Origin of the sequence: Aquabacterium fontiphilum, from assembly GCF_009909205.1 — a bacterium.
Lineage (GTDB): Bacteria > Pseudomonadota > Gammaproteobacteria > Burkholderiales > Burkholderiaceae_C > Aquabacterium > Aquabacterium fontiphilum.
Map to the genome: position 1 here is coordinate 179,796 of NZ_JAAAPN010000004.1, position 19,887 is coordinate 199,682.

Consider the following 19,887-nt stretch of genomic DNA (forward strand, 5'->3'; position numbering starts at 1 on the left):
CAAAGATGAAAAAAACTCTTTATGCTGCAGTGCAGCAAACCCATTCCAGAGGTGTCCCATGCTTTATCAGCTCTACGAAACGCACCGTGCGTGGCTGAGCCCCTTTTCCGAATTCGCCAGCGCCACGTCCAAGCTGTACAGCAACCCGCTCTCGCCGTTTGCCCACATTCCGTCGGCCCACCGCATGGCCGCAGGCTTCGACCTGATGCACCGCCTGACCAAGGAGTACGAGAAGCCCGAGTTCGGCATCACCAAGGTCAACGTCCACGGCACCGATGTGGTCATCCAGGAGCAGGTTGTCGACGCCAAGCCGTTCTGCAAGCTCATCCGCTTCAAGCGCTTCACCGATGACGCGGCGCTGCTCGAAAAGATGCGCGACCAGCCCTCGGTGCTGGTGGTCGCGCCGCTGTCGGGCCACCACTCCACGCTGCTGCGCGATACCGTGCGCACCCTGTTGCAGGACCACAAGGTCTACATCACCGACTGGATCGATGCGCGCATGGTGCCGCTCGAAGAGGGCGCCTTCCACCTGGATGACTACGTGAACTACGTCCAGGAATTCATTCGCAAGGTTGGGCCCGAGGTGCATGTGATCTCGGTGTGCCAGCCGACAGTGCCGGTGCTGGCGGCCGTCTCGCTGATGGCCAGCCGCGGCGAGGCCACGCCACGCACGATGACGATGATGGGTGGCCCCATTGACGCCCGCAAGTCGCCCACGGCGGTCAACAACCTGGCCATGAACAAGAGCTTCGAATGGTTCGAGGCCAACGTGATCTACCGTGTGCCGCCCAACTACCCGGGCGCCAGCCGCCGCGTGTATCCGGGCTTCCTGCAGCACACGGGCTTCGTGGCCATGAACCCCGACCGGCACGCCACCTCGCACTACGATTACTTTCTCGACCTGGTGCGCGGTGACGGCGACAGCGCCGAGGCGCACCGGCAGTTCTACGACGAGTACAACGCCGTGCTCGACATGCCGGCCGAGTATTACCTGGACACCATCAAGACCGTGTTCCAGGACTTTGCACTGGTCAACGGCACGTGGATGGTGCGCAACCCGGAAGGCGAGCCCGAGCTGGTCCGTCCGCAGGACATCCGCACGACCGCCTTGCTGACGGTCGAAGGCGAGCTGGACGACATTTCGGGCGCGGGTCAGACCCGCGCGGCGCACGACCTGTGCACCGGCATCCCGGCCAACCGCCGCGAGCACTACGACGTGATCGGCGCCGGCCACTACGGCATCTTCTCGGGCCGACGCTGGCGTGAGATGGCCTACCCGCGCATCCGTGACTTCATCCTGAGCCACCAGGCCCCGATGAAGCCGCCCGCACGCCGCAAGGACGCAGCGACTGCAGCTGCGTGAAGCTGACCAAGGCGGCTTGAGGCGGCTACACTGCGTCCCCATCATGGTGGACGCAATGCAGATCGACGCCCTCTTGCCGCAGACGCAGTGCACACGCTGCGGCTACCCGGATTGCCGCGCCTACGCGGACGCCATCGCGGCCGGCGAGGCTGAGATCAACCAGTGCCCGCCCGGTGGCCAGGAGGGGGTGGCCCGGCTGGCCGCGCTCACCGGGCGCCCCGCGTTGCCACTGAACCCGGCGCACGGCGAGGAAGGCCCGCGCCAGCTTGCCGTGATCGATGAAACCTGGTGCATCGGCTGCACGCTGTGCCTGCAGGCCTGCCCCGTCGACAGCATCCTGGGCGCCAACAAGCGCATGCACACGGTCATCGAATCCCTTTGCACCGGCTGCGAGTTGTGCATCCCTGTGTGCCCGGTCGACTGCATCAGCCTCGTGCCAGCGCATGCCGACGCCGACACCATGCCCACGGGCTGGCAAGCCTGGTCTGCCGAGCAGGCCCGCGAGGCGCGCGTGCGCTTTCATGCGCACAAGGCCCGTCAGGCCCGCAGTCAGGCCGAGAACGAGGCGCGACTGCAGGCCAAGGCAGAGGCCAAGCTGGCCAACCTGGCCGAAGCCTCAAAGCTGACCGACCCGGCCGAACTCGACCGCAAGCGCGCCGTGATCGAGGCCGCCCTGGCCCGCGCCCGCGCACGACGTGGGGATGGCTCGAAAGGCCCATGAACACGGGCACCGGGCCCATCACGCTGACACATCGGCCGCCCACACTGCCCGGCATCTCCAACCGAGGTGTCACATGGCCTTGTCCCCGAATCGACTGTCCCTTTCTGTCCTGGCTGCCCTGGCCAGCCTGAGCATCACCGCACCGCCGGCGCATGCCCAACTCGTCATCAGCCAGGTTTATGGCGGTGGCGGCGCCACATCTGGCAGCCCCAGCTACCGTCAGGACTACATCGAACTGTTCAACGCGGGCGAAACCCCCGTCCCGCTGGCCGGCCTGTCGCTGCAATACGGCTCGGCCACTGGCAACATCGGTAGCGTCAGCAGCAATGTGATGGCCTTGCCTGATGCCAGCGTGGCACCCCGGCGTTACTTCCTCGTCGGTGTATCGAGCGGCACGCTGGGCGCCACCCTGCCCGCACTGGATGCCAGCGGCAACCTCACCCTGTCGGCCACCGCCGGCAAGGTGGCGCTGGTACAGGGCACCGCCGCGCTCAACTGTGGCGGCGGCACCGCCTGCAGCGCCGCGCAAAGCGCCCAGTTGCGTGATCTGGTTGGCTATGGCGCAGCCAATCTGCACGAAGGCAGCGGCCCCGCCCCGGCGCTGAGCAGCACCACCGCCGCATGGCGGGCCGCACAAGGCTGCACCGACACCAACGACAACGCGGCCGACTTCCGTGCCGACACGCCCGCCCCGCGCAACAGCGCCACGGCCGCGGCCACCTGCACGATCGCCCCACCGCCTGTGGCGACCCTTGTGCCCATCCACCAGATCCAGGGCGCGGGCATCGTCAGTCCGCTGCAGGGCCAGACGGTACGCACCGAAGGCGTGGTCACACTGGTGACCCACAACGGCTTCTTCATGCAGTCGCTGACCCCAGACAACGACCCCGCCACCTCAGAAGGCATTTTCGTCTTCACCAGCACGGCGCCCACCGTGTCCCCCACCCAACTCGTGCGCCTCACTGGTCTGGTGGACGAGTTCAACACCGGGGCGGCCAGCAACACGCTGACAGCCGCCAATCCCGTGACCCAACTGCGCAATGTCACCGACCTGCAGACCCTGGGCAGCGGCCACGTCATCGCGCCCACACCCATCGTCTTTCCGGAGCTGACCGAGGGGGACCTCGAGCAGGTCGAGGGCATGCTGGTGCGCATTGACACCACGCTGACGGCCAGCCAGAACTACTTCCTGGGACGCTATGGCCAGATCACCCTGTCGGCAGAGGGCCGGCTGCGCAAGCCCACCAATCTGCACCCTGCCGGCAGCGCAGACGCGCAGGCGCTGGCCGACAGCAATGCCCGCCGCCGCGTCATTCTGGATGACGGCAGCACCCGCCAGAACCCCCACCCGACGCCCTATATCGGTGAAGACAACACCCACCGCGCAGGCGACACCATCAGCGGGCTGGTCGGCGTCGTCGACTACGGCCTGGCCACTGCCAGCAACACCGGTCTGGCGGACTACCGCATCCACCCGACCGAGCCGGTGCACTTCACGCGCAGCAACCCGCGCACGGCTGCGCCGGCCGATGTGGGCGGCAACCTCAAGGTGGCCAGCTTCAACGTATTGAACTACTTCAACGGCGACGGGCTGGGCGCTGGCTTCCCCACCTCGCGCGGCGCGAGCACGCCGGCCGAGTTTGCGCGTCAACGCGCCAAGATCATTGCAGCGCTCAAGGCCATCGATGCCGACATCGTGGGCCTGATGGAAATCGAGAACGATGGCGTGGGCCCCCGCAGTGCCATCGCCGATCTGGTCCAGGGCCTGAACACCGCGCTGGGCCACGAGGCTTACGCGATCACCCCGCCGCCCAGCGTCGCCAACGGCACGGGCACGGACGAGATCAAGGTCGCCTTCATCCACAAGCCCGCCAAAGTCAGCCCGCTGGGCGAGGCCCGCAGCGACACACGCAGCGTGCACAACCGCCCGCCGCTGGCGCAGACGTTCACGCAGCCCAATGGCGAGCGTCTGACCGTGGTGGTCAACCACTTCAAATCCAAGAGTTGCGGCGGTGCCGCCGGTGCGGACCAGGATGCAGGCGACGGCCAGGGCTGCTACAACGCCACCCGCGTGGCGCAGGCCCAGGCACTGACCGGCTTCGTGCAGGACGTGCTGGCCCAGGACCAGCACGCCCACGCCCTCGTGATCGGCGACCTCAACGCCTACGGCAAGGAAGACCCGATCCTGACGCTTGCTGCGGCTGGCTACGTCGATCTGCTGGCGCGCAGCATGGGTGAGGCTGCCGCCACGTATGTGTTCGACGGCGAGCAAGGCTATCTCGACCACGCGCAGGCCACCGCTGCGCTGGCCGAGCGCGTCACGGGCGCGCACGCGTGGGCCATCAACGCCGACGAGCCTTCGGTGATCGACTACAACCTCGAATTCAAGCAGCCTGCCTGCCCCGCCTGCGGGCCCGACTACTACAGCGCGACACCCTACCGCTCGTCGGACCACGACCCCGTGATCGTCGGCCTCGACCTGCGCAAGCGCATTCTGGGCACGGCCGGCCGCGACACGCTCTCAGGCACCGCGGGCGATGACTGGATCGCTGGTCTGGCCGGCGCGGACAGCATCACCGGCGGCCCAGGCCGCGACCTGTTCGTCTACCTGAGCGCGCGCGATGGCGGAGACACCATCAGTGACTTCACCCCGGGCGAAGACCAGGTGGATGTGAGCGCACTGCGGGCGCAGGTGGCCTCGAGTGACCTGCTCGCCTCGGGCCACATCGTGCTGGTGGACACCGCACAGGGCCTGGAGGTGCGCTTCGATGCCGATGGCACCCAGGGCCCGGCTGCCGCACGCGCACTGGCGACCCTGCGCGGCGTACGCGCTGGCGCCTTCGTGGCCTCGCGCGACCTGCGGCAGTGACACCGCCAGGGGCGCGGGACAACCCTGTTTCCCGCGCCCCACACGACCTTGATTTTTCGCAAGGTGGGGACATTACAGAACTTCACGGGGCAGCCAGGGTCATTCCGCTGTCACGCCTGGCCCGCAAAATGCATGCTCATGGCGTGACGAGCCCCGACGCTGTTCGTCATGAAGTGGAGATGCCCATGCGTGCCCTGATGAACCTGGCCATCGAGCCGGCCCTCAAACTGTTCGAAGTCTCGACCGTCGTGGTCATCAAGCCGTCCCAGCAGGCGGTCAAGCGCGTGCTCAAGGTGATGGCCGATACGCCCATGGGCGCGATCCGGATCGTGCGCGACCGCTATCCCTCGTCCAAGGCGCACGAGATCCTGTCCTGCGTCAACCTGCAGCCCGCCTGAGGGATGGGGGCAACGCCCCCTTGAAAGCGGAGACGGCGGCCTGATTTATGCTGTGGCGGTGTGCCCACATGGGCGTGCCCCATCACCACAGCGAGGATCACCGATGTCTGCCACCCGCCCCGCCGCTCTCCTGATTCGCCGGCTGACGCTGGCCAGCGCCCTGGGCGCCACCCTGGCCCTCAGCGGCTGCGGCTACAACGACTTCCAGCGGCTCGACGAAGAGAACAAGGCAGCCTGGTCCGAGGTGCTCAACCAGTATCAGCGCCGCGCAGACCTCATCCCCAACATCGTGGCCACCGTCAAGGGCGAGGCCAACTTCGAGCAGGAAACGCTCACCCGCGTGGTCGAGGCCCGCGCCCGTGCCACCAGCATCCAGGCCACGCCCGAACTGATCAACGATCCCCAGGCCTTCAACCGCTTTCAGCAGGCCCAGGGCGAGCTCTCCAGCGCGCTGTCGCGACTGATGATGGTCACCGAGAACTATCCCAACCTGAGGGCCAATCAAGGCTTTCAGGACCTGCGCGTGCAGCTCGAAGGCACCGAAAACCGGATCACCGTTGCCCGTAACCGTTACATCCAGTCGGTACAGGCGTACAACGTGCTGGCGCGCAGCTTTCCGACCAACCTCACGGCCATGGTCTTCAGCTACGAACCCAAACCGAACTTCACGGTGCAGAACGAGGCGCAGATCAGTGCGCCCCCGACCGTCGACTTCGGCACACGCTGACCATGCTGGTGCGTCGGATGCGGCGTTCGTGGCCTCTCGGGCCCTTGCTCGCCCTCGGTGTCTGGCTCGTGATCGGGCTGATGCTGGTGAGCAGCCCGGTCGCCGCCTGGGCGCAAGCCGACCGCACGGGCGGGGTGTTGCCTGTGCCCGCCCTCAGCGACCGCGTGATCGACCAGACCCAGACGCTGGACGCCGCGCAGCGTCAGGCGCTGGTGGCCCAACTCGCCGCCATAGAGCAGCAGCATGGGTCTCAGGTGGTGGTCTTGCTCGTGCCCACCACCCAGCCAGAAGACATCGCCGCCTACGCCTGGCGCGTCGCGGACGCCTGGAAGATCGGCCGCAAGACCGTGGGGGATGGTGTGCTGCTGATCGTGGCCAAGAACGACCGCACCGTCCGCATCGAAGTGGCCAGGACGCTCGAAGGCGCCATTCCCGATCTGGCCGCCAGCCGCATCATCGAAGGCGCAATCACCCCGCGGTTTCGCGAAGGGGATTTCGCAGGCGGCCTGCAGGCTGGCGTCGAACAGATCGGCAAACTGATCGCTGGTGAGGCGCTGCCGCCGCCCACGGCTTCTGACCGGCCAGCTGGCGACATCGACCTCAACCAGTTGCTCGTTTTCGGGTTGTTCGGCGTGCCCATCGTGTCGGGCGTGCTGGGCGCCATGCTGGGCCGCAAGCTGGGCGCCGCGGCCACGGGCGCACTCGGCGGCGGCCTCGTGTGGGTGGTCACCACGAGCCTGTTGATGGGCGCAGTGGGCGCAGCGCTGGCCTTCGTGCTGGCGTTGGCCATGGGGCACAGTGGCGGTCGACATGGCGGCTGGGGCGGGCCGCCGCGCGGAGGCGGCTGGGGCGGCGGCGGCTTCGGCGGGGGTGGCGGCTTCTCATCGGGCGGCGGTGGCTCGTTCGGCGGCGGCGGCGCGTCAGGCCGCTGGTGACCTGATTGACCGTACGCCACGCGCGCCCCCTTGCACAACACACAAGCACCATGTCCCTGACTCGCTGGATCCGACACCTCTGGCTGGACGCAGCCGACACGCGCCGTCAGCTCACCGACGACGGTCTGAGCCGACTGGAGCAAGCCGTGCGCAACAGCGAAGCACGCCATCTGGGAGAGCTGCGCGTGTGCATCGAGGCGGGGCTGGATGCGGCAGACCTCTGGCGCGGCGTGGACGCCCGTCAGCGCGCCCTGACCCTCTTCAGCCAACTGGGCGTGTGGGACACCGAGCACAACAACGGCGTGCTGATCTACCTGCTGCTGGCAGACCGACGCATCGAAGTGCTGGCAGACCGGGGGCTGTCACGGCAGGTGCCCGAGGCACAGTGGCGGGCACTGGTCGACGAACTCAGCACATCGATCCGGCATGACAGCATCGAGGCCGGCCTGCAAAAGGCGATTGCGCGGGTGTGTGAACTGCTGCGGCAGCACCATCCGGCGATGGCGCACAATCGGCGTCCGAATGAACTGCCCGACAGCGTCGTGCTGCTATGACCCGACCGATGACCCGCGCGAACATCGAACAGATGTTCGCCACGTTCCAGGCCGCCAACCCCCACCCTGAAACCGAACTCGAATACACGACGCCGTTCGAGTTGCTGACGGCTGTGCTGCTGTCGGCCCAGGCGACCGATGTGGGCGTGAACAAGGCGACCCGCAAGCTGTTCCCGGTGGCCAACACGCCGCAGGCCATTCTGGCGCTGGGCATGGACGGCCTATGCGACTACATCAAGACGATCGGGCTGTACAAAAGCAAGGCCAAACACCTGCTGGAAACCTGCCGCATCCTGATCGAGCAGCATGGCGGCGAGGTGCCGCGTTCACGCGAGGCGCTGGAGGCCCTGCCCGGCGTGGGCCGCAAGACGGCCAATGTGGTGCTCAACGTCGCTTTTGGCGAGCCCACCATGGCGGTGGACACGCACATCTTTCGCGTAGGCAACCGCACGGGGCTGGCGCCAGGCAAGACGCCGCTGGCGGTCGAGCTTCAGTTGCTCAAGCGCGTGCCGCCGCCGTATCTGGTGCACGCGCACCACTGGCTGATCCTGCACGGGCGCTATGTGTGCCAGGCGCGCAAGCCGCGCTGCTGGGAATGTGCGGTGCGTGAGCAGTGCCGGTTCAGCCCCAAGACGGCCGCACCGGCTTGACACGCTGGCCTGACGCGCCAGTCGGGCGCGCCCAGCGCGATCAGGCGTGCGGCTGACGGCGCCAGATGACCAGACCGACGCACACCAGGCCAACGACCAGCATCAGCCAGGTCGACGGTTCGGGCACCGCAGCGGCCATGGCCGTGCCGACGGCCGCATGCACGCGGGCGGTGGGGTGCACGCTGTCGAACAGGAAGTACTGATCCGGGTTGGCGCACACCGAAGCGCCCTGGCCCAGGTAGTTGCCGGCCCAGCAGCGGGCGACCACGTTGCCACCCTCGGCCACGATCTCGCCGCGCACGGCAGCCAGCACGGAAGGCGTGTCGAAGACGATGATGTCAGCGCCCGCAAGCTGGCCCTGCAGGCCCTGCATCACACCGGACAGCGCCTGGTTGAACGACAGCGTCAGCTGGCTGAGCGCCGGTGCCAACGCGGGATTGCTGGTTCCAAAGTAGCTGGTCGCGAAATCGGGCATCAAGGGCACGAGGAAGCTGCGGGCGCCCGCGCCATACAAAGACTGAACGTGGCTCGCCAGGTTGCCCACCGCTGTGGCGGCGGCCTGCGGCAACGCGGCCAGGTCGTCCGCGCTCAGCGCGGCCAGGAAATCGTTGCCGCCACCCCAGACGACGTGCAGGGCCTGGGCGTCAGCCTGCTGCCCTTGCAAGGCCAGCAGCCCTGTGTAGGTGGCCACCTGATCGGCCATGCCGGTGCCAGCCATGGCCGCAGCGACCTGCGGCACGGGGAAGGCCTGAAACTGGTTGAAGTTGCCGGTCTGGGCGCCACCGAAAGCGTAGCTCACCAGCGGCAGGCCCAGCTGCTGGGCCATCACCTCGACGGCCACCGGGCCATTGGAGAAGCGGCCATCGACATACGGCGAGGCAGGGGCCAGGCCACCCAGGCGCGCAGAGGCGTTGCCAGTGTCGGACAGGCTGTCACCGAAAACGATGATCTGGCTGTAGGCCTGGGCGGACGTCGCGGACAAGCTGGCAAAACCAGCGACCAGCGCGGCGGCAAGGGCGTGGCGAATGGCCATGGGGTGCTCCTGAATGATGAAATTCGGCCGACACCATACCACCGGCACCACCGTGCCTGAACCCTCCCCCTCTTCGGGGGGGCGTCACACCGCCCGCGACGCCAGGCCCAGCCCTTGCTCGATGGTGGGATGGCGCAACACCAGGCGCAGCTCGTGCTTCATGCGGGCATTGACCAGCCGGCGCGACTCGCTCATGAAAGACCACTGCATCGGGCTGACAGCTGCCTGAACCGCCTCGCGCGGCAGCCGCGGCAGCCGCGCCAGACCAAAGCCATCTGCCACAAGGTCGAAGTAGTCACCCATGGCCAGATGGGTGTCATCACACACGTGCAGCACCCGGCCCGGCCGCGCGCGCCACAGCGCTGCCACGCAGGCCCGCGCCAGGTCGTCGGCATGAATGTGGTTGGTGTAGACGTCGTCCGGCGCCGCCAGCAACGGCGCGCCGCGGCGGATGCGATCACGCGGGTCACCGCCCTCCCTATCAAGCGCATAGATGCCAGGAATGCGCAGCGTGCAGGCGCGCGTGCCCGCCAGCAGCGCCATGCGCCGCCCCCACCAGCGCACGCGGGCCTCGGCGTCGACGCGTCGATGCGCGCGGTCGGTGGTGGGGTTCACCGCGCGGGTCTCGTCAAACAGCGCCCCCCCCGCATCGCCATACACCCCGCTGGTGCTGCCATAGACCAGCGTGTCCACCGCACCGCGCCGCGCCAGGGCGGCCAGCAGTCGCGCCGTACGCGGGTCGGTGCGCCCTTGCCCAGGCGGCGGCGCGAGATGCAGCACACGCGTGGCCAGCCCGGCCAGCCGGCCCAGCGAGGCGGCGTCGTCGAGGTTGCCGACCAACGGGGTCACCCCGCGGGCGCGCAGCGCCGGCGCGCGCTCGGGCGACGAGGTGAGCGCCCGCACCACCGTGTGGCGCAGCCCAGGCAGCGCGCGCAGCCCCACATCGCCGCAGCCCACGATCAGCACACGGGTGCGGCGAAAACGGGCGGGACGGCTGATGGGGATCATGGCAACACGGGAGTGGGTCTGAGCGAAAATCGCAGGTTCGGATCACGGCGGGGCCGAACCCCGATTTTGCACAGAGGTTGTCACCATGAGTTTCGAAGTCCGGATCGAGCCCAGCGGCCGCGCATTCAGCATGCAGCGGGATGAGACGGTGCTCAGCGCTGCGCTGTACGCTGGCGTGGGCCTGCCCTACGGCTGTAAGGACGGGGCCTGCGGTTCGTGCAAGTGCAAGCTGGTCGAGGGCCGTGTCATCCATGGCGCCCACCAGACCAAGGCGCTGAGCGACGCCGAGGAGGCCGCGGGCTACATGCTCAGTTGCTGCGCCACGCCGCAGACCGACCTGGTCATCGAGTGCCGGCAGGTGGTGGGGCTGGACGACTTCCCCGTGGTGAAGCTGCCCACGCGGGTCACCAGCCTGGAGCGCGCGGCCGACGACGTGATGATCGTGCGACTGCAGCTGCCGGCCACCCACAACTTCGGCTGGCGCGCCGGCCAGTACATCGAGTTCATCCTCAAGGACGGCTACCGCCGAAGCTACTCGATGGCCAACGCGCCGCACACCGTCAAGGATCCGGCCGTCAACGGCATCGAGCTGCACATCCGCCACATGCCCGGCGGCCTGTTCACCGACCACGTGTTCAGCGAGATGAAGGTCAAGGACATCCTGCGCGTCGAGGGCCCCCAGGGCACCTTCTTCCTGCGCGAGGATTCCGAACGCCCCATTGTGCTGCTGGCCTCGGGCACGGGCTTCGCGCCCATCAAGGCCATCATCGAACACATGCGCCACAAGGGCATCACGCGGCCTACCACGCTGTACTGGGGCTGTCGCGCCAAGGCCGATCTGTACCTGCACGCCTGGGCCGAAGAGCAGGCGGCCGAGCTGCCCTGGCTGACGTACGTGCCCGTGTTGTCAGAAGCCCGCGTGGGCGACGCCTGGACGGGCCGCACCGGCTTCGTGCACCAGGCCGTGCTGGCCGACCTGCCGGATCTGTCGCGGCATGAGGTGTACGCTTGCGGGGCACCGGTGATGGTGTCGTCCGCGCGCAAGGATTTTGTTGGGCAGGCCGGTCTGCCCGACGAGTTCTTCTATGCTGATGCCTTCACCAGCGAAGCCGACAAGCACGCTTGATCCTGCCCGTCCCCGTTTGACCCGAGGAACACCATGGCCTACGACACGAACAACATCTTCGCGAAGATCCTGCGCGGCGAGATCCCCTGCATCAAGCTGTACGAAGATGCGCACACGCTGGCCTTCATGGACATCATGCCGCAGGCCGAAGGCCACGCCCTGGTGATCCCGAAAGAGCCGGCCATCACGCTGTTCGAACTCTCGGATGAAGCCGCCGCCGCCTGCATGGCCACGGTGCGCCGCATCGGGCTCGCGCAGAAGAAAGGCCTGGGCGCTGAAGGCATCGTGCTGATGCAACTCAACGGTGCAGCAGCAGGCCAGACCGTGCCGCACTTTCACATCCACAGCATCCCGGGCTCGATCGCCGAGCTGCGCAACCCGCACGCCAGCGTGATGGCCGACATGGCGCACTTGCAGGCGGTGGCAGAGAAGATCCGGGCGGCGTTGGGTTGAGGCCGGACCAAGGCGATGGCGGCGGGCTCAAACCCCATCCGGCACGGCGAAGCCACGCAACCACGGTTCAAGATGGGCCATGTCGAAGTGGCCCGACTCGAACAGCTGCATCATCTCTGAGTAAATCTGCGCCGGCGCACGCTTCAGGCGCCAACCATTGATGCGAAGAAAAACGTCGGTCGCTGCGAAGGCGATGCGTTTGTTGCCATCCACGAATGGGTGATTGATGGCCAGGCTTTCCATCAAGGAGGCCGCTTCGGCAACGATGTCGTCGTAGTAGCCCGTTTGAGGCCGGAACAAGGCTGCCTCCAGGGCCCCGGGGTCACGCAGCCCAGAGGCTCCCCCATACCGCTGCATCAGCACCGCATGCATGCCGAGCACGTCGGCCGCAGTGAGGTAGTCGTGCGCCACGACTTACTTGGCCAGTTCGCGGTACAGATGATCAAACTCATCCAGACTGGAGGCGAACGAGGCCATCACGTGACGGCGGGGCCGCTCCTTCTGCTGGCGGTCAATGTAATCACGCAGCGCCTCGTCCAGCACAGCCTGGAACTGGCGTCCCTGGCTTTCAGCAATCTGACGCAAGGCCGCCAGCACCTCGGGCGCGGCCTGAGAAGAGAACTTTTCTCGGACGACGGTACTCATGGCCCGCTCCATCATGATTTATCTTGACGGTTCATGATAATTCAAGGCCGAGCACGCCGCAAACCCTCACACCCCCAGATACGCCGCCTGCACCTGCGGGTTGCCCAGCAGCTCGCTGGCTGGCCCGGTGAGCACCAGTTCGCCGGATTCGAGCACGTAGCCGCGGTCGGCCATCTCCAGCGCCCGGTGGGCGTTCTGCTCGACCAGCAGCACGGTGACGCCCTGGCGGGCAATGTCGCGGATGACGTCGAAGATGGCGTCGACCATGATGGGCGACAGGCCCATCGAGGGCTCATCGAGCAACAGCAGTTTGGGACGGGCCATCAGCGCGCGGCCCATGGCCAGCATCTGCTGCTCGCCACCCGAGAGCGTGCCGGCCAGTTGCGTCATGCGCTCTTTAAGACGCGGAAAGCGCTGGTACACCGCCTCGATGTCGGATTCAACCTCGCGGTCTCGCCGCAGGTAGGCGCCCATGCGCAGGTTCTCGTCGATGGACATGCGCGTGAAGATGCCACGCCCCTCGGGCACCATGACCAGGCCTTGCTCGGGCAGGCGCCAGGCGCCCTGCCCGACGACGCTGCGTCCCTGGTAGACGATGTCGCCGCTCTGGGGTGCCAGCAGGCCGCTGATAGCCTTGAGCGTGGTGGTCTTGCCTGCGCCATTGGCGCCGATCAGGCAGACGAGTTCGCCCGCATCCAGATGCAGGGTCAGGCCCTTGACGGCCTGGATGCCGCCATAGGCCACCCGAAGGTCGCGCACGGCCAGCAGCGGAGAAGTCGAGGTGGAAGCCATGTCGGAGCGAGGGTTCATGCGACGCCCTGCCGGGTGCCCAGGTAGGCGGCGATCACCTTGGGATCACGTTGCACCTCGGCTGGCAGGCCGGCGGCGATGCAGCGGCCCTGGTCCAGCACGGTCACCTCGTCACACAGGCCCATGACGAGCTTGACGTCGTGCTCGATCAGCAGCACCGCACGCCCCTGGGCGCGGATGCGTTCGATCAGTTCGCGCAACTGGATTTTTTCGGTGCCGTTCATGCCGGCTGCCGGCTCGTCGAGTGCGAGCAGCTTGGGCTCGGTGGCCAGCGCCCGTGCGATCTCCAACCGCCGCTGGTCGCCATAGCTGAGGGTGCGGGCGGTCAGGTGGCCACGGCCTGCCAGGCCCACGAAGGCCAGCAGCTCTTCGGCCTTGTTGGTGATCAGCAGCTCTTCGTGCTGAAACGCGCGGGTGCGGAACACCGCCTGCCACCAGCCCACACGGGTGCGCACATGGCGCCCCACGCGCACGTTGTCAAGCACCGTCATGTCGGGGAACAGGCGGATGTTCTGGAAGGTGCGCGCGATACCGGCGCGCGCCACCTGATGCACGGCCGTGGGCCGATAGGGCCGGCCATCGAGCACGAAGCGGCCCTCGTCTGACGGCACCAGCCCCGTGATCATGTTGAAGAACGTGGTCTTGCCCGCGCCATTGGGCCCGATGAGGCCATGGATCTGACCCGGCTGCACGGCGAGCGACACACCTTGCAGTGCCTGGACGCCCCCGAAGCGCTTGGCCACGCCCGTGACCTGCAACAGCGGCGCGCTCATGCGCCCCCTCCGGTGGTCTGGGCGGTGGGCGGCACCTGCTTGCGCGAGGCGGGCGCGGGCCACAGGCCTGTCGGGCGCCACAGCATGATGAGGATCATGGCGCTGGCCACCAGCAACTGGCGCAGGATGGCGGCATCCAGGCGGCCATCGGTCATGGCCTGCAGCGGCCCGGCCACATGGCGCAACACCTCGGGCAGCGCAGCCAGCAGGAAGGCGCCAAGGATCACCCCGGGAATGTGGCCCAGGCCGCCCAGCACCACCATGGCCACGACCATGATGGACTCATGCAGGCTGAAGGATTCAGGCGAGACAAAGCCCTGGAACGACGCGAACAGCACGCCCGACACCCCGCCGAACGTGGCACCGAGGCCGAAAGCCAACAGCTTGATATTGCGCGTGTTCAGCCCCATGGCCTTGGCGGCGATCTCGTCTTCGCGCACGGCCATCCAGGCCCGGCCCAGCCGAGAGTCCTGCAGGCGCTGGCAGATCACCACGGCCACCACCACCACGGCCAGGAACAGGTAGTAATAGAGCGTGACCGAAGGCAGCGTGAAGCCGCCGATGTGCCAGGGCTCGCCCAGGCTGACACCGGCGATCGAGATGGGCTCGATCTGGCTGACCCCCTTGGGGCCGTTGGTGATGTTGACCGGGGCGTCCAGGTTATTGAGGAAGACGCGGATGATCTCGCCAAAGCCGAGCGTGACGATGGCCAGGTAATCGCCGCGCAGCTTGAGCGTGGGCGTGCCCAGCAGCACGCCGGCGAGCGCCGCCAGCCCGGCACCCAGCGGGATGACCAGCCACACCGGCGTGTGCAGCCCATCCGGGAAGGCCGCGGCAATGGCCGGAAAGTTCTCGACCAGATGCGGCGAGGCCAGCAGCGCAAACAGGTAGGCGCCCACGGCGTAGAAGGCGATGTAGCCGAGGTCGAGCAGGCCGGCAAAGCCCACGACGATGTTCAGCCCCAGCGCCAGCAGGATGTAGAGCAGCGCAATGTCGAGGATGCGGATCCACGCTTCGCCGACGCCGGCCACCTGCATCAGCAGCGGCAGCACCAGCAGCCCCGCAGCGCTGGCGATGAACACGGGCAGTTTCTGAGCAGCCATGTTGCGGTTCATGCGCGGGCTCCTCAGGCACGGTCGGCCACACGCTCACCCAGCAGGCCCTGGGGGCGCAGCGTGAGGATGAGGATGAGCACGGCAAAGGCGAAGATGTCCTGATAGTGGCTGCCCAGCACGCCGCCGGTCAGGTCGCCGATGTAGCCCGCGCCCATGGCTTCGATGATGCCCAGCAGCACGCCGCCCAGCATGGCCCCGGGCAAGTTGCCGATGCCGCCGAACACTGCGGCCGTGAAGGCCTTGATGCCTGGCAGGAAACCCATGGTGTGCTGCACCGAGCCATAGTTGGCGGCCCACATCACGCCGGCCAGCGCCGCCAGCGCCGCGCCAATGGCAAAGGTGGCTGCGATCACCAGATCGGGCCGCACGCCCATGAGCTGCGCCACACGCGGGTTCTCGGCCGTGGCCCGCATCGCCCGGCCCAGCCGTGTGCCGTTGATCAGCAGCATCAGGCCAGCCAGCGTCATGGCCGTCACACCGATGATCAGGATCTGAACCAGATTGATCGTCGCGCCCATGACCTCGTAAGGCTCGTCGTCCAACAGGATGGGATAGGGTTTGTAGTCGGGCTTCCAGATGATCATGGCCAGCGTCTGCAGCAGCAGCGAGATGCCCATGGCCGTGATCAGCGGCGCCAGGCGTGGCGCGTTGCGCAGGGGCCGGTAGGCCAGGCGCTCGATCACCACACTGAGCGTCATGCACACGGCCATGGCCGCCAGCAGCGAGAGGCTCAGCAGCATCCACCCCGGCCAGCCCGTGTCGCCCAGCAGGGTGACCACCGTCCAGCTCACGAGGGCACCCACCATCAATATCTCGCCATGGGCGAAGTTGATGAGGTTGATGATGCCGTAGACCATCGTGTAGCCCAGGGCGACGAGCGCATACATGCTGCCCAGCACCAGGCCGTTGATGAGTTGTTGGATGAAGACGTCCATGACCGCAACGGATGCAAAAAGCCCGCCAAGTGGTCAAGCCAGTCGGCGGGCCGTGGAAGATCAGGCGCCCGGATTATCGGTCATCCAGACCGCCCGCTCGTCACAGAGAGGGCAGTCTCAGGGAATCCACTGTCCAGCGGATGAGCTTTTGCTTGAAGCCGGTGTAGGGCGGGAAGAACAGCTTGGCCACCATGATGGGGCCCGACTTGAGCACAGCGCGCTCGTGCGAGAAGGCCTTGAAGCCGAACTCGCCGTGGGCGCTGCCGATCCCTGAGTTGTTGACGCCGCCAAACGGCAGGTTGCCATGGGCGTAGTGCAACACGCAATGGTTGATGGCCACGCCACCCGAGCTGGTCTGGGCCAGGATGCGGCGCGTGCGTGCGTTGTCGGTGCTGAAGATGTACAGCGCCAGCGGCTTGGGCTGGGCGTTGATCTCGCGCACCACGTCATCGAGGTTGCGATAGCTCAGCACCGGCAGCACCGGGCCGAAGATCTCCTCGCTCATGATGCTGGCGTCGGGCGCGACCTGGTCGATCAGGGTGGGCGCAATGTAGCAGCTCGACACATCCACCTCACCGCCCATCAGCACGCGGGCGCCCTTCTGGCGGGCGTCATCGAGCAGGCCGGCAATGCGCTGGGTGTGACGCTGGTTGATCACGCGGGTCAGATCGGGGCTGCTGCGCTGGGCCTGGGCCGTGTTGCCGTAGCGGGCCTCCAGCGCCTTGCGGCATTCGGCCACGAAACGGTCCTTGACCGATTCATGCACATACAAGTGATCGGGCGCGACGCAGATCTGACCGCAGTTGGTGAACTTGCCCCACATCAGCGTCTCAGCGGCGAGCTTGATGTTGGCCGTCTCGTCAACAATGACGGGCGACTTGCCACCCAACTCGAGCGTGACGCTGGTCAGGTGCTTGGCGGCGGCAGCCATCACCACCTTGCCCACAGCCGGCGAGCCGGTGAAGAAGATGTGATCGAAAGGCAGTTCCAGCAATGCCGTCGAGGTGGGCAGCGAGCCTTCGAACAGCGCCACCTCGTTGGGCGAGAACACCTTGGCAATCACCTCGGCCATCACGGCGCTGACGGCGGGCGTCATCTCCGACGGTTTGAGGATGGCCGTGTTGCCCGCAGCCAGAGCCGACACGAGCGGGCCAAAGCACAGGTTGAGCGGGAAGTTCCACGGCGCCACGATCAGCACACGGCCACGCGGCTGGTACTCGATCCAGGCCTGGGTGCCCATGGTCGTGACCGTCGCGCTCACGCGGCGGGGCTGCGCCCACTTCTTCAGATTGGCAATCGCGTGGCGGATTTCGTCAAGCACCGGCATGAACTCGGTGCCTTCGACCTCGGCGCTGGGTTTGCGGTAATCCTTGGCAAAGGCCGCATAGAAATCCTCGCGGCGTGCGAGCATGGCTTCGCGCAGCTTCTTGAGGCGCGCGATGCGCTCGGCCACGGTGGATTCACGCCAGGCCAGGGCCGTGGCAAGCTGGGCGTCAAAGACGCGCCGGATCTCGGCAGGATCGGACTCACCGGTCTGGTGGTCCACCACGTGCATCATGGGACGGTTCATGCTGGGTCTCCGTTGCTATCCTGGGGACAATCCGGCCCCATCGCGGCGTCACAGACAATATCTGACGACGCGCTTATTCACAATACCGCGATTGTGCACCGGTCGGGCGTTTGCTGCTCGCCTGCCGTCCATTGAGCAACGCCACCTTTTGCCTGTCAATCCAATCATGTCCCAGCCTGCCGCCATGCCGTTCGCCCTGCGGGGCGAGTTCATCACCCTCGACAAGCTGCTCAAGGCCTGCGGCCTGGCCGACAGCGGCGGCATCGCCAAGCTGATGGTCGCTGACGGCCTGGTCACGGTCGACGGCCAGATCGAAACGCGCAAGACAGCCAAGATTCGCGCGGGCCAGACCGTGGTGTGCCAGGGTCAGGTCATCCAGGTCGAAGTTGCACCAAATTGACACAGGGATTGACCCATTCAGACTCAGGGTTTTCTCGGGCAGCATGACCCCGCGCCCCACAAGGGCGTGTCTACCCGGAGCCCCCGCCATGAACATCTACGAGCAGGACCTGCCCAAGAACCCCGCCAACCACGTTGCCATCAGCCCCCTGTCCTTCCTGGAACGGGCGGCACTGGTCTACCCCAACCGCCTGGCCGTCGTGCACGGCAGCCTGCGCCAGACCTGGGGCCAGACCTACGCCCGTTGTCGGCAACTGGCCCACGCGCTGCAGCAGCGCGGCATCGGGCTAGGCGACACGGTGGCAGTGATGCTGCCCAACACGCCGCCCATGGTCGAAGCGCACTTCGGCGTGCCCATGGCCGGCGCCGTGCTCAACACGCTGAACACCCGGCTCGATGCCGAGGCAATCGCCTTCATGCTCGACCATGGCGAGGCCAAGGCCGTGATCGTGGACCCGGAGTTTGCCAAGGTCATGGCCAAAGCCCTGAGCCTGCGCACGCGCACCGAACCCGTGCTGGTGATCGACGCCGAGGACGCGCTCTACAGCGGCGAGCCGCAGCGCATCGGCACGCTGACCTACGAGGAACTGCTCGGCAGCGGCGCGCCCGATTTCGCATGGCAGATGCCGGCCGACGAATGGCAGGCCATCAGCCTGAACTACACCTCGGGCACCACTGGCAACCCCAAGGGGGTGGTCTACCACCACCGCGGCGCGGCCATGAACGCCACCTCCAACATCCTGGAGTGGGACATGCCCAAGCACGCCACCTACCTGTGGACGCTGCCGATGTTCCACTGCAATGGCTGGTGCTTCCCCTGGACGGTGGCCGCGCGGGCCGGTGTCAACGTCTGCCTGCGTCGGGTCGACCCCAAGGCCATTTTCGATGCCATCCGCGAACACGGCGTGACCCACTACTGCGGCGCACCCATCGTGCACGCGTCACTGCTGGCCGCGCCAGCCGACTTCCGCCATGGCATACCGCGCGGCATCAAGGCCATGGTGGCGGGTGCGGCGCCACCGGCGTCGATGATCGAAGGCATGGAGCAGATGGGCTTCGACCTCACCCATGTCTACGGTCTGACCGAGGTCTACGGCCCGGCAGCGGCCTGCGCCAAACACCCGGAATGGGATGCACTGGACATTGGCGAGCGGGCCCGGCTGAACGCCCGCCAGGGCGTGCCCTATCACCTGCAGCAGGCCGTGACCGTGCTGGATCCGATCACGATGCAGCCCGTGCCGGCCGACGGCGAGACCATGGGCGAGATCATGTTCCGCGGCAACATCGCGATGAAGGGTTACCTCAAGAACGCCAAGGCCACCCAGGAGGCCTTCGCAGGCGGCTGGTTCCACACTGGCGATCTGGGCGTGCTCTACCCCGATGGCTACGTGAAGATCAAGGACCGCAGCAAGGACATCATCATCTCGGGCGGCGAGAACATCTCGTCCATCGAGGTGGAAGACGTGCTGTACCGCCACCCGGCTGTGATGGCCGCCGCAGTCGTGGCCAAGCCCGATGCCAAGTGGGGCGAAACGCCTTGCGCCTTCATCGAGCTGAAAGCCGGCGCCCAAGTCACCGCCGAAGACATCATTGCACACTGCCGCCAGCACATGGCCGGCTTCAAGATCCCGCGCGCGGTGGTCTTCGGCGAGCTGCCCAAGACGTCGACCGGCAAGATCCAGAAGTTCGAGTTGCGCAAGAAGGCGGGCTCGGCCCAGGCCATCGACGTCTGATCGCGGCCGGGTGAGCCGAACGGCGTGATCGGAGGATGTTCCCCGGTCACGCAACGGACACACAACTTTC

General features: G+C 66.9%; 21 protein-coding genes. 12 read left to right on the plus strand and 9 right to left on the minus strand.

Translation table 11 applies throughout. From position 1 onward, the window contains the following. Positions 1-58: 58 nt before the first annotated feature. The 8 genes from GTZ97_RS06300 (at position 59) to nth (ending at position 8,217) form a co-directional block, all read left to right on the plus strand. Positions 59-1,363, plus strand: coding sequence for a polyhydroxyalkanoate depolymerase (locus tag GTZ97_RS06300; RefSeq protein WP_161649723.1), 1,305 nt, complete (start codon positions 59-61; stop codon positions 1,361-1,363). 43 nt (positions 1,364-1,406) lie between these two features. Continuing rightward, on the plus strand, positions 1,407-2,084 hold the full coding sequence (gene rsxB / locus GTZ97_RS06305) for an electron transport complex subunit RsxB (RefSeq protein WP_161649724.1): 678 nt from the start codon (positions 1,407-1,409) through the stop codon (positions 2,082-2,084). 73 nt (positions 2,085-2,157) lie between these two features. Next, positions 2,158-4,953: an ExeM/NucH family extracellular endonuclease gene (locus GTZ97_RS06310; protein ID WP_161649725.1), complete on the plus strand. Its 2,796-nt coding sequence runs from the start codon at positions 2,158-2,160 to the stop codon at positions 4,951-4,953. Between the two features lie 185 nt (positions 4,954-5,138). Further along, complete coding sequence (locus GTZ97_RS06315; RefSeq protein WP_161649726.1) at positions 5,139-5,351, plus strand: hypothetical protein; 213 nt, start codon at positions 5,139-5,141, stop codon at positions 5,349-5,351. Positions 5,352-5,454: 103 nt separating this feature from the next. Beyond that, entirely contained in the window at positions 5,455-6,078 is a 624-nt protein-coding gene (locus GTZ97_RS06320) for a LemA family protein (protein WP_161649727.1), read from the plus strand. A 17-nt stretch (positions 6,079-6,095) separates the two neighbouring features. Then, positions 6,096-7,013, plus strand: a complete 918-nt coding sequence (locus GTZ97_RS06325; RefSeq protein WP_161649728.1) for a TPM domain-containing protein — start codon at positions 6,096-6,098, stop codon at positions 7,011-7,013. Between the two features lie 50 nt (positions 7,014-7,063). Further along, entirely contained in the window at positions 7,064-7,567 is a 504-nt protein-coding gene (locus GTZ97_RS06330) for a TPM domain-containing protein (RefSeq protein WP_161649729.1), read from the plus strand. An 8-nt stretch (positions 7,568-7,575) separates the two neighbouring features. After that, the gene (gene nth, locus GTZ97_RS06335; protein ID WP_161649730.1) at positions 7,576-8,217 is read left to right on the plus strand and encodes an endonuclease III; all 642 of its coding nucleotides are present in this window, start codon (positions 7,576-7,578) and stop codon (positions 8,215-8,217) included. A 40-nt stretch (positions 8,218-8,257) separates the two neighbouring features. Here nth and GTZ97_RS06340 read toward each other — a convergent pair whose 3' ends face one another. Together GTZ97_RS06340 and GTZ97_RS06345 are read right to left on the minus strand one after the other, a co-directional pair. Continuing rightward, positions 8,258-9,250 (minus strand): SGNH/GDSL hydrolase family protein, encoded by a 993-nt coding sequence (locus GTZ97_RS06340; protein WP_161649843.1) that lies wholly within the window; start codon positions 9,248-9,250, stop codon positions 8,258-8,260. Between the two features lie 84 nt (positions 9,251-9,334). Further along, on the minus strand, positions 9,335-10,258 hold the full coding sequence (locus GTZ97_RS06345) for an NAD-dependent epimerase/dehydratase family protein (RefSeq protein ID WP_161649731.1): 924 nt from the start codon (positions 10,256-10,258) through the stop codon (positions 9,335-9,337). 85 nt (positions 10,259-10,343) lie between these two features. On the opposite strand from GTZ97_RS06345, the gene GTZ97_RS06350 reads away from it, so the two are divergent. Then, the gene (locus tag GTZ97_RS06350; RefSeq protein WP_161649732.1) at positions 10,344-11,384 is read left to right on the plus strand and encodes a CDP-6-deoxy-delta-3,4-glucoseen reductase; all 1,041 of its coding nucleotides are present in this window, start codon (positions 10,344-10,346) and stop codon (positions 11,382-11,384) included. A 33-nt stretch (positions 11,385-11,417) separates the two neighbouring features. Continuing rightward, positions 11,418-11,837 (plus strand): HIT family protein, encoded by a 420-nt coding sequence (locus GTZ97_RS06355; protein ID WP_161649733.1) that lies wholly within the window; start codon positions 11,418-11,420, stop codon positions 11,835-11,837. A gap of 27 nt (positions 11,838-11,864) precedes the next feature. On the opposite strand, the gene GTZ97_RS06360 is transcribed toward GTZ97_RS06355, so the two are convergent. The 7 genes from GTZ97_RS06360 to GTZ97_RS06390 all read right to left on the minus strand — a co-directional run bounded on the left by GTZ97_RS06360 (position 11,865) and on the right by GTZ97_RS06390 (position 17,685). Then, positions 11,865-12,248 carry a type II toxin-antitoxin system death-on-curing family toxin gene (locus GTZ97_RS06360; RefSeq protein ID WP_161649734.1) on the minus strand — a complete coding sequence of 128 codons (384 nt, stop codon included), beginning with the start codon at positions 12,246-12,248 and terminating at the stop codon, positions 11,865-11,867. Positions 12,249-12,251: 3 nt separating this feature from the next. Next, the gene (locus GTZ97_RS06365; protein WP_161649735.1) at positions 12,252-12,482 is read right to left on the minus strand and encodes a hypothetical protein; all 231 of its coding nucleotides are present in this window, start codon (positions 12,480-12,482) and stop codon (positions 12,252-12,254) included. Positions 12,483-12,548: 66 nt separating this feature from the next. Next, entirely contained in the window at positions 12,549-13,292 is a 744-nt protein-coding gene (locus tag GTZ97_RS06370) for an ABC transporter ATP-binding protein (RefSeq protein ID WP_407926732.1), read from the minus strand. After that, positions 13,289-14,065: an ABC transporter ATP-binding protein gene (locus GTZ97_RS06375; protein WP_161649736.1), complete on the minus strand. Its 777-nt coding sequence runs from the start codon at positions 14,063-14,065 to the stop codon at positions 13,289-13,291. Before GTZ97_RS06375 ends, GTZ97_RS06370 begins: the two co-directional genes overlap by 4 nt. Continuing rightward, positions 14,062-15,168 (minus strand): branched-chain amino acid ABC transporter permease, encoded by a 1,107-nt coding sequence (locus GTZ97_RS06380; protein WP_161649845.1) that lies wholly within the window; start codon positions 15,166-15,168, stop codon positions 14,062-14,064. The genes GTZ97_RS06375 and GTZ97_RS06380 overlap by 4 nt, the downstream gene beginning before the upstream one ends. A 23-nt stretch (positions 15,169-15,191) precedes the next feature. After that, positions 15,192-16,115 (minus strand): branched-chain amino acid ABC transporter permease, encoded by a 924-nt coding sequence (locus tag GTZ97_RS06385; protein WP_161649737.1) that lies wholly within the window; start codon positions 16,113-16,115, stop codon positions 15,192-15,194. 100 nt (positions 16,116-16,215) lie between these two features. Beyond that, the gene (locus tag GTZ97_RS06390; protein WP_161649738.1) at positions 16,216-17,685 is read right to left on the minus strand and encodes an aldehyde dehydrogenase family protein; all 1,470 of its coding nucleotides are present in this window, start codon (positions 17,683-17,685) and stop codon (positions 16,216-16,218) included. A 166-nt stretch (positions 17,686-17,851) separates the two neighbouring features. On the opposite strand from GTZ97_RS06390, the gene GTZ97_RS06395 reads away from it, so the two are divergent. Both GTZ97_RS06395 and GTZ97_RS06400 read left to right on the plus strand, forming a co-directional pair. Further along, on the plus strand, positions 17,852-18,085 hold the full coding sequence (locus GTZ97_RS06395; RefSeq protein WP_407926733.1) for an RNA-binding S4 domain-containing protein: 234 nt from the start codon (positions 17,852-17,854) through the stop codon (positions 18,083-18,085). 88 nt (positions 18,086-18,173) lie between these two features. After that, positions 18,174-19,817: an acyl-CoA synthetase gene (locus GTZ97_RS06400; RefSeq protein WP_161649739.1), complete on the plus strand. Its 1,644-nt coding sequence runs from the start codon at positions 18,174-18,176 to the stop codon at positions 19,815-19,817. Positions 19,818-19,887: the final 70 nt, after the last annotated feature.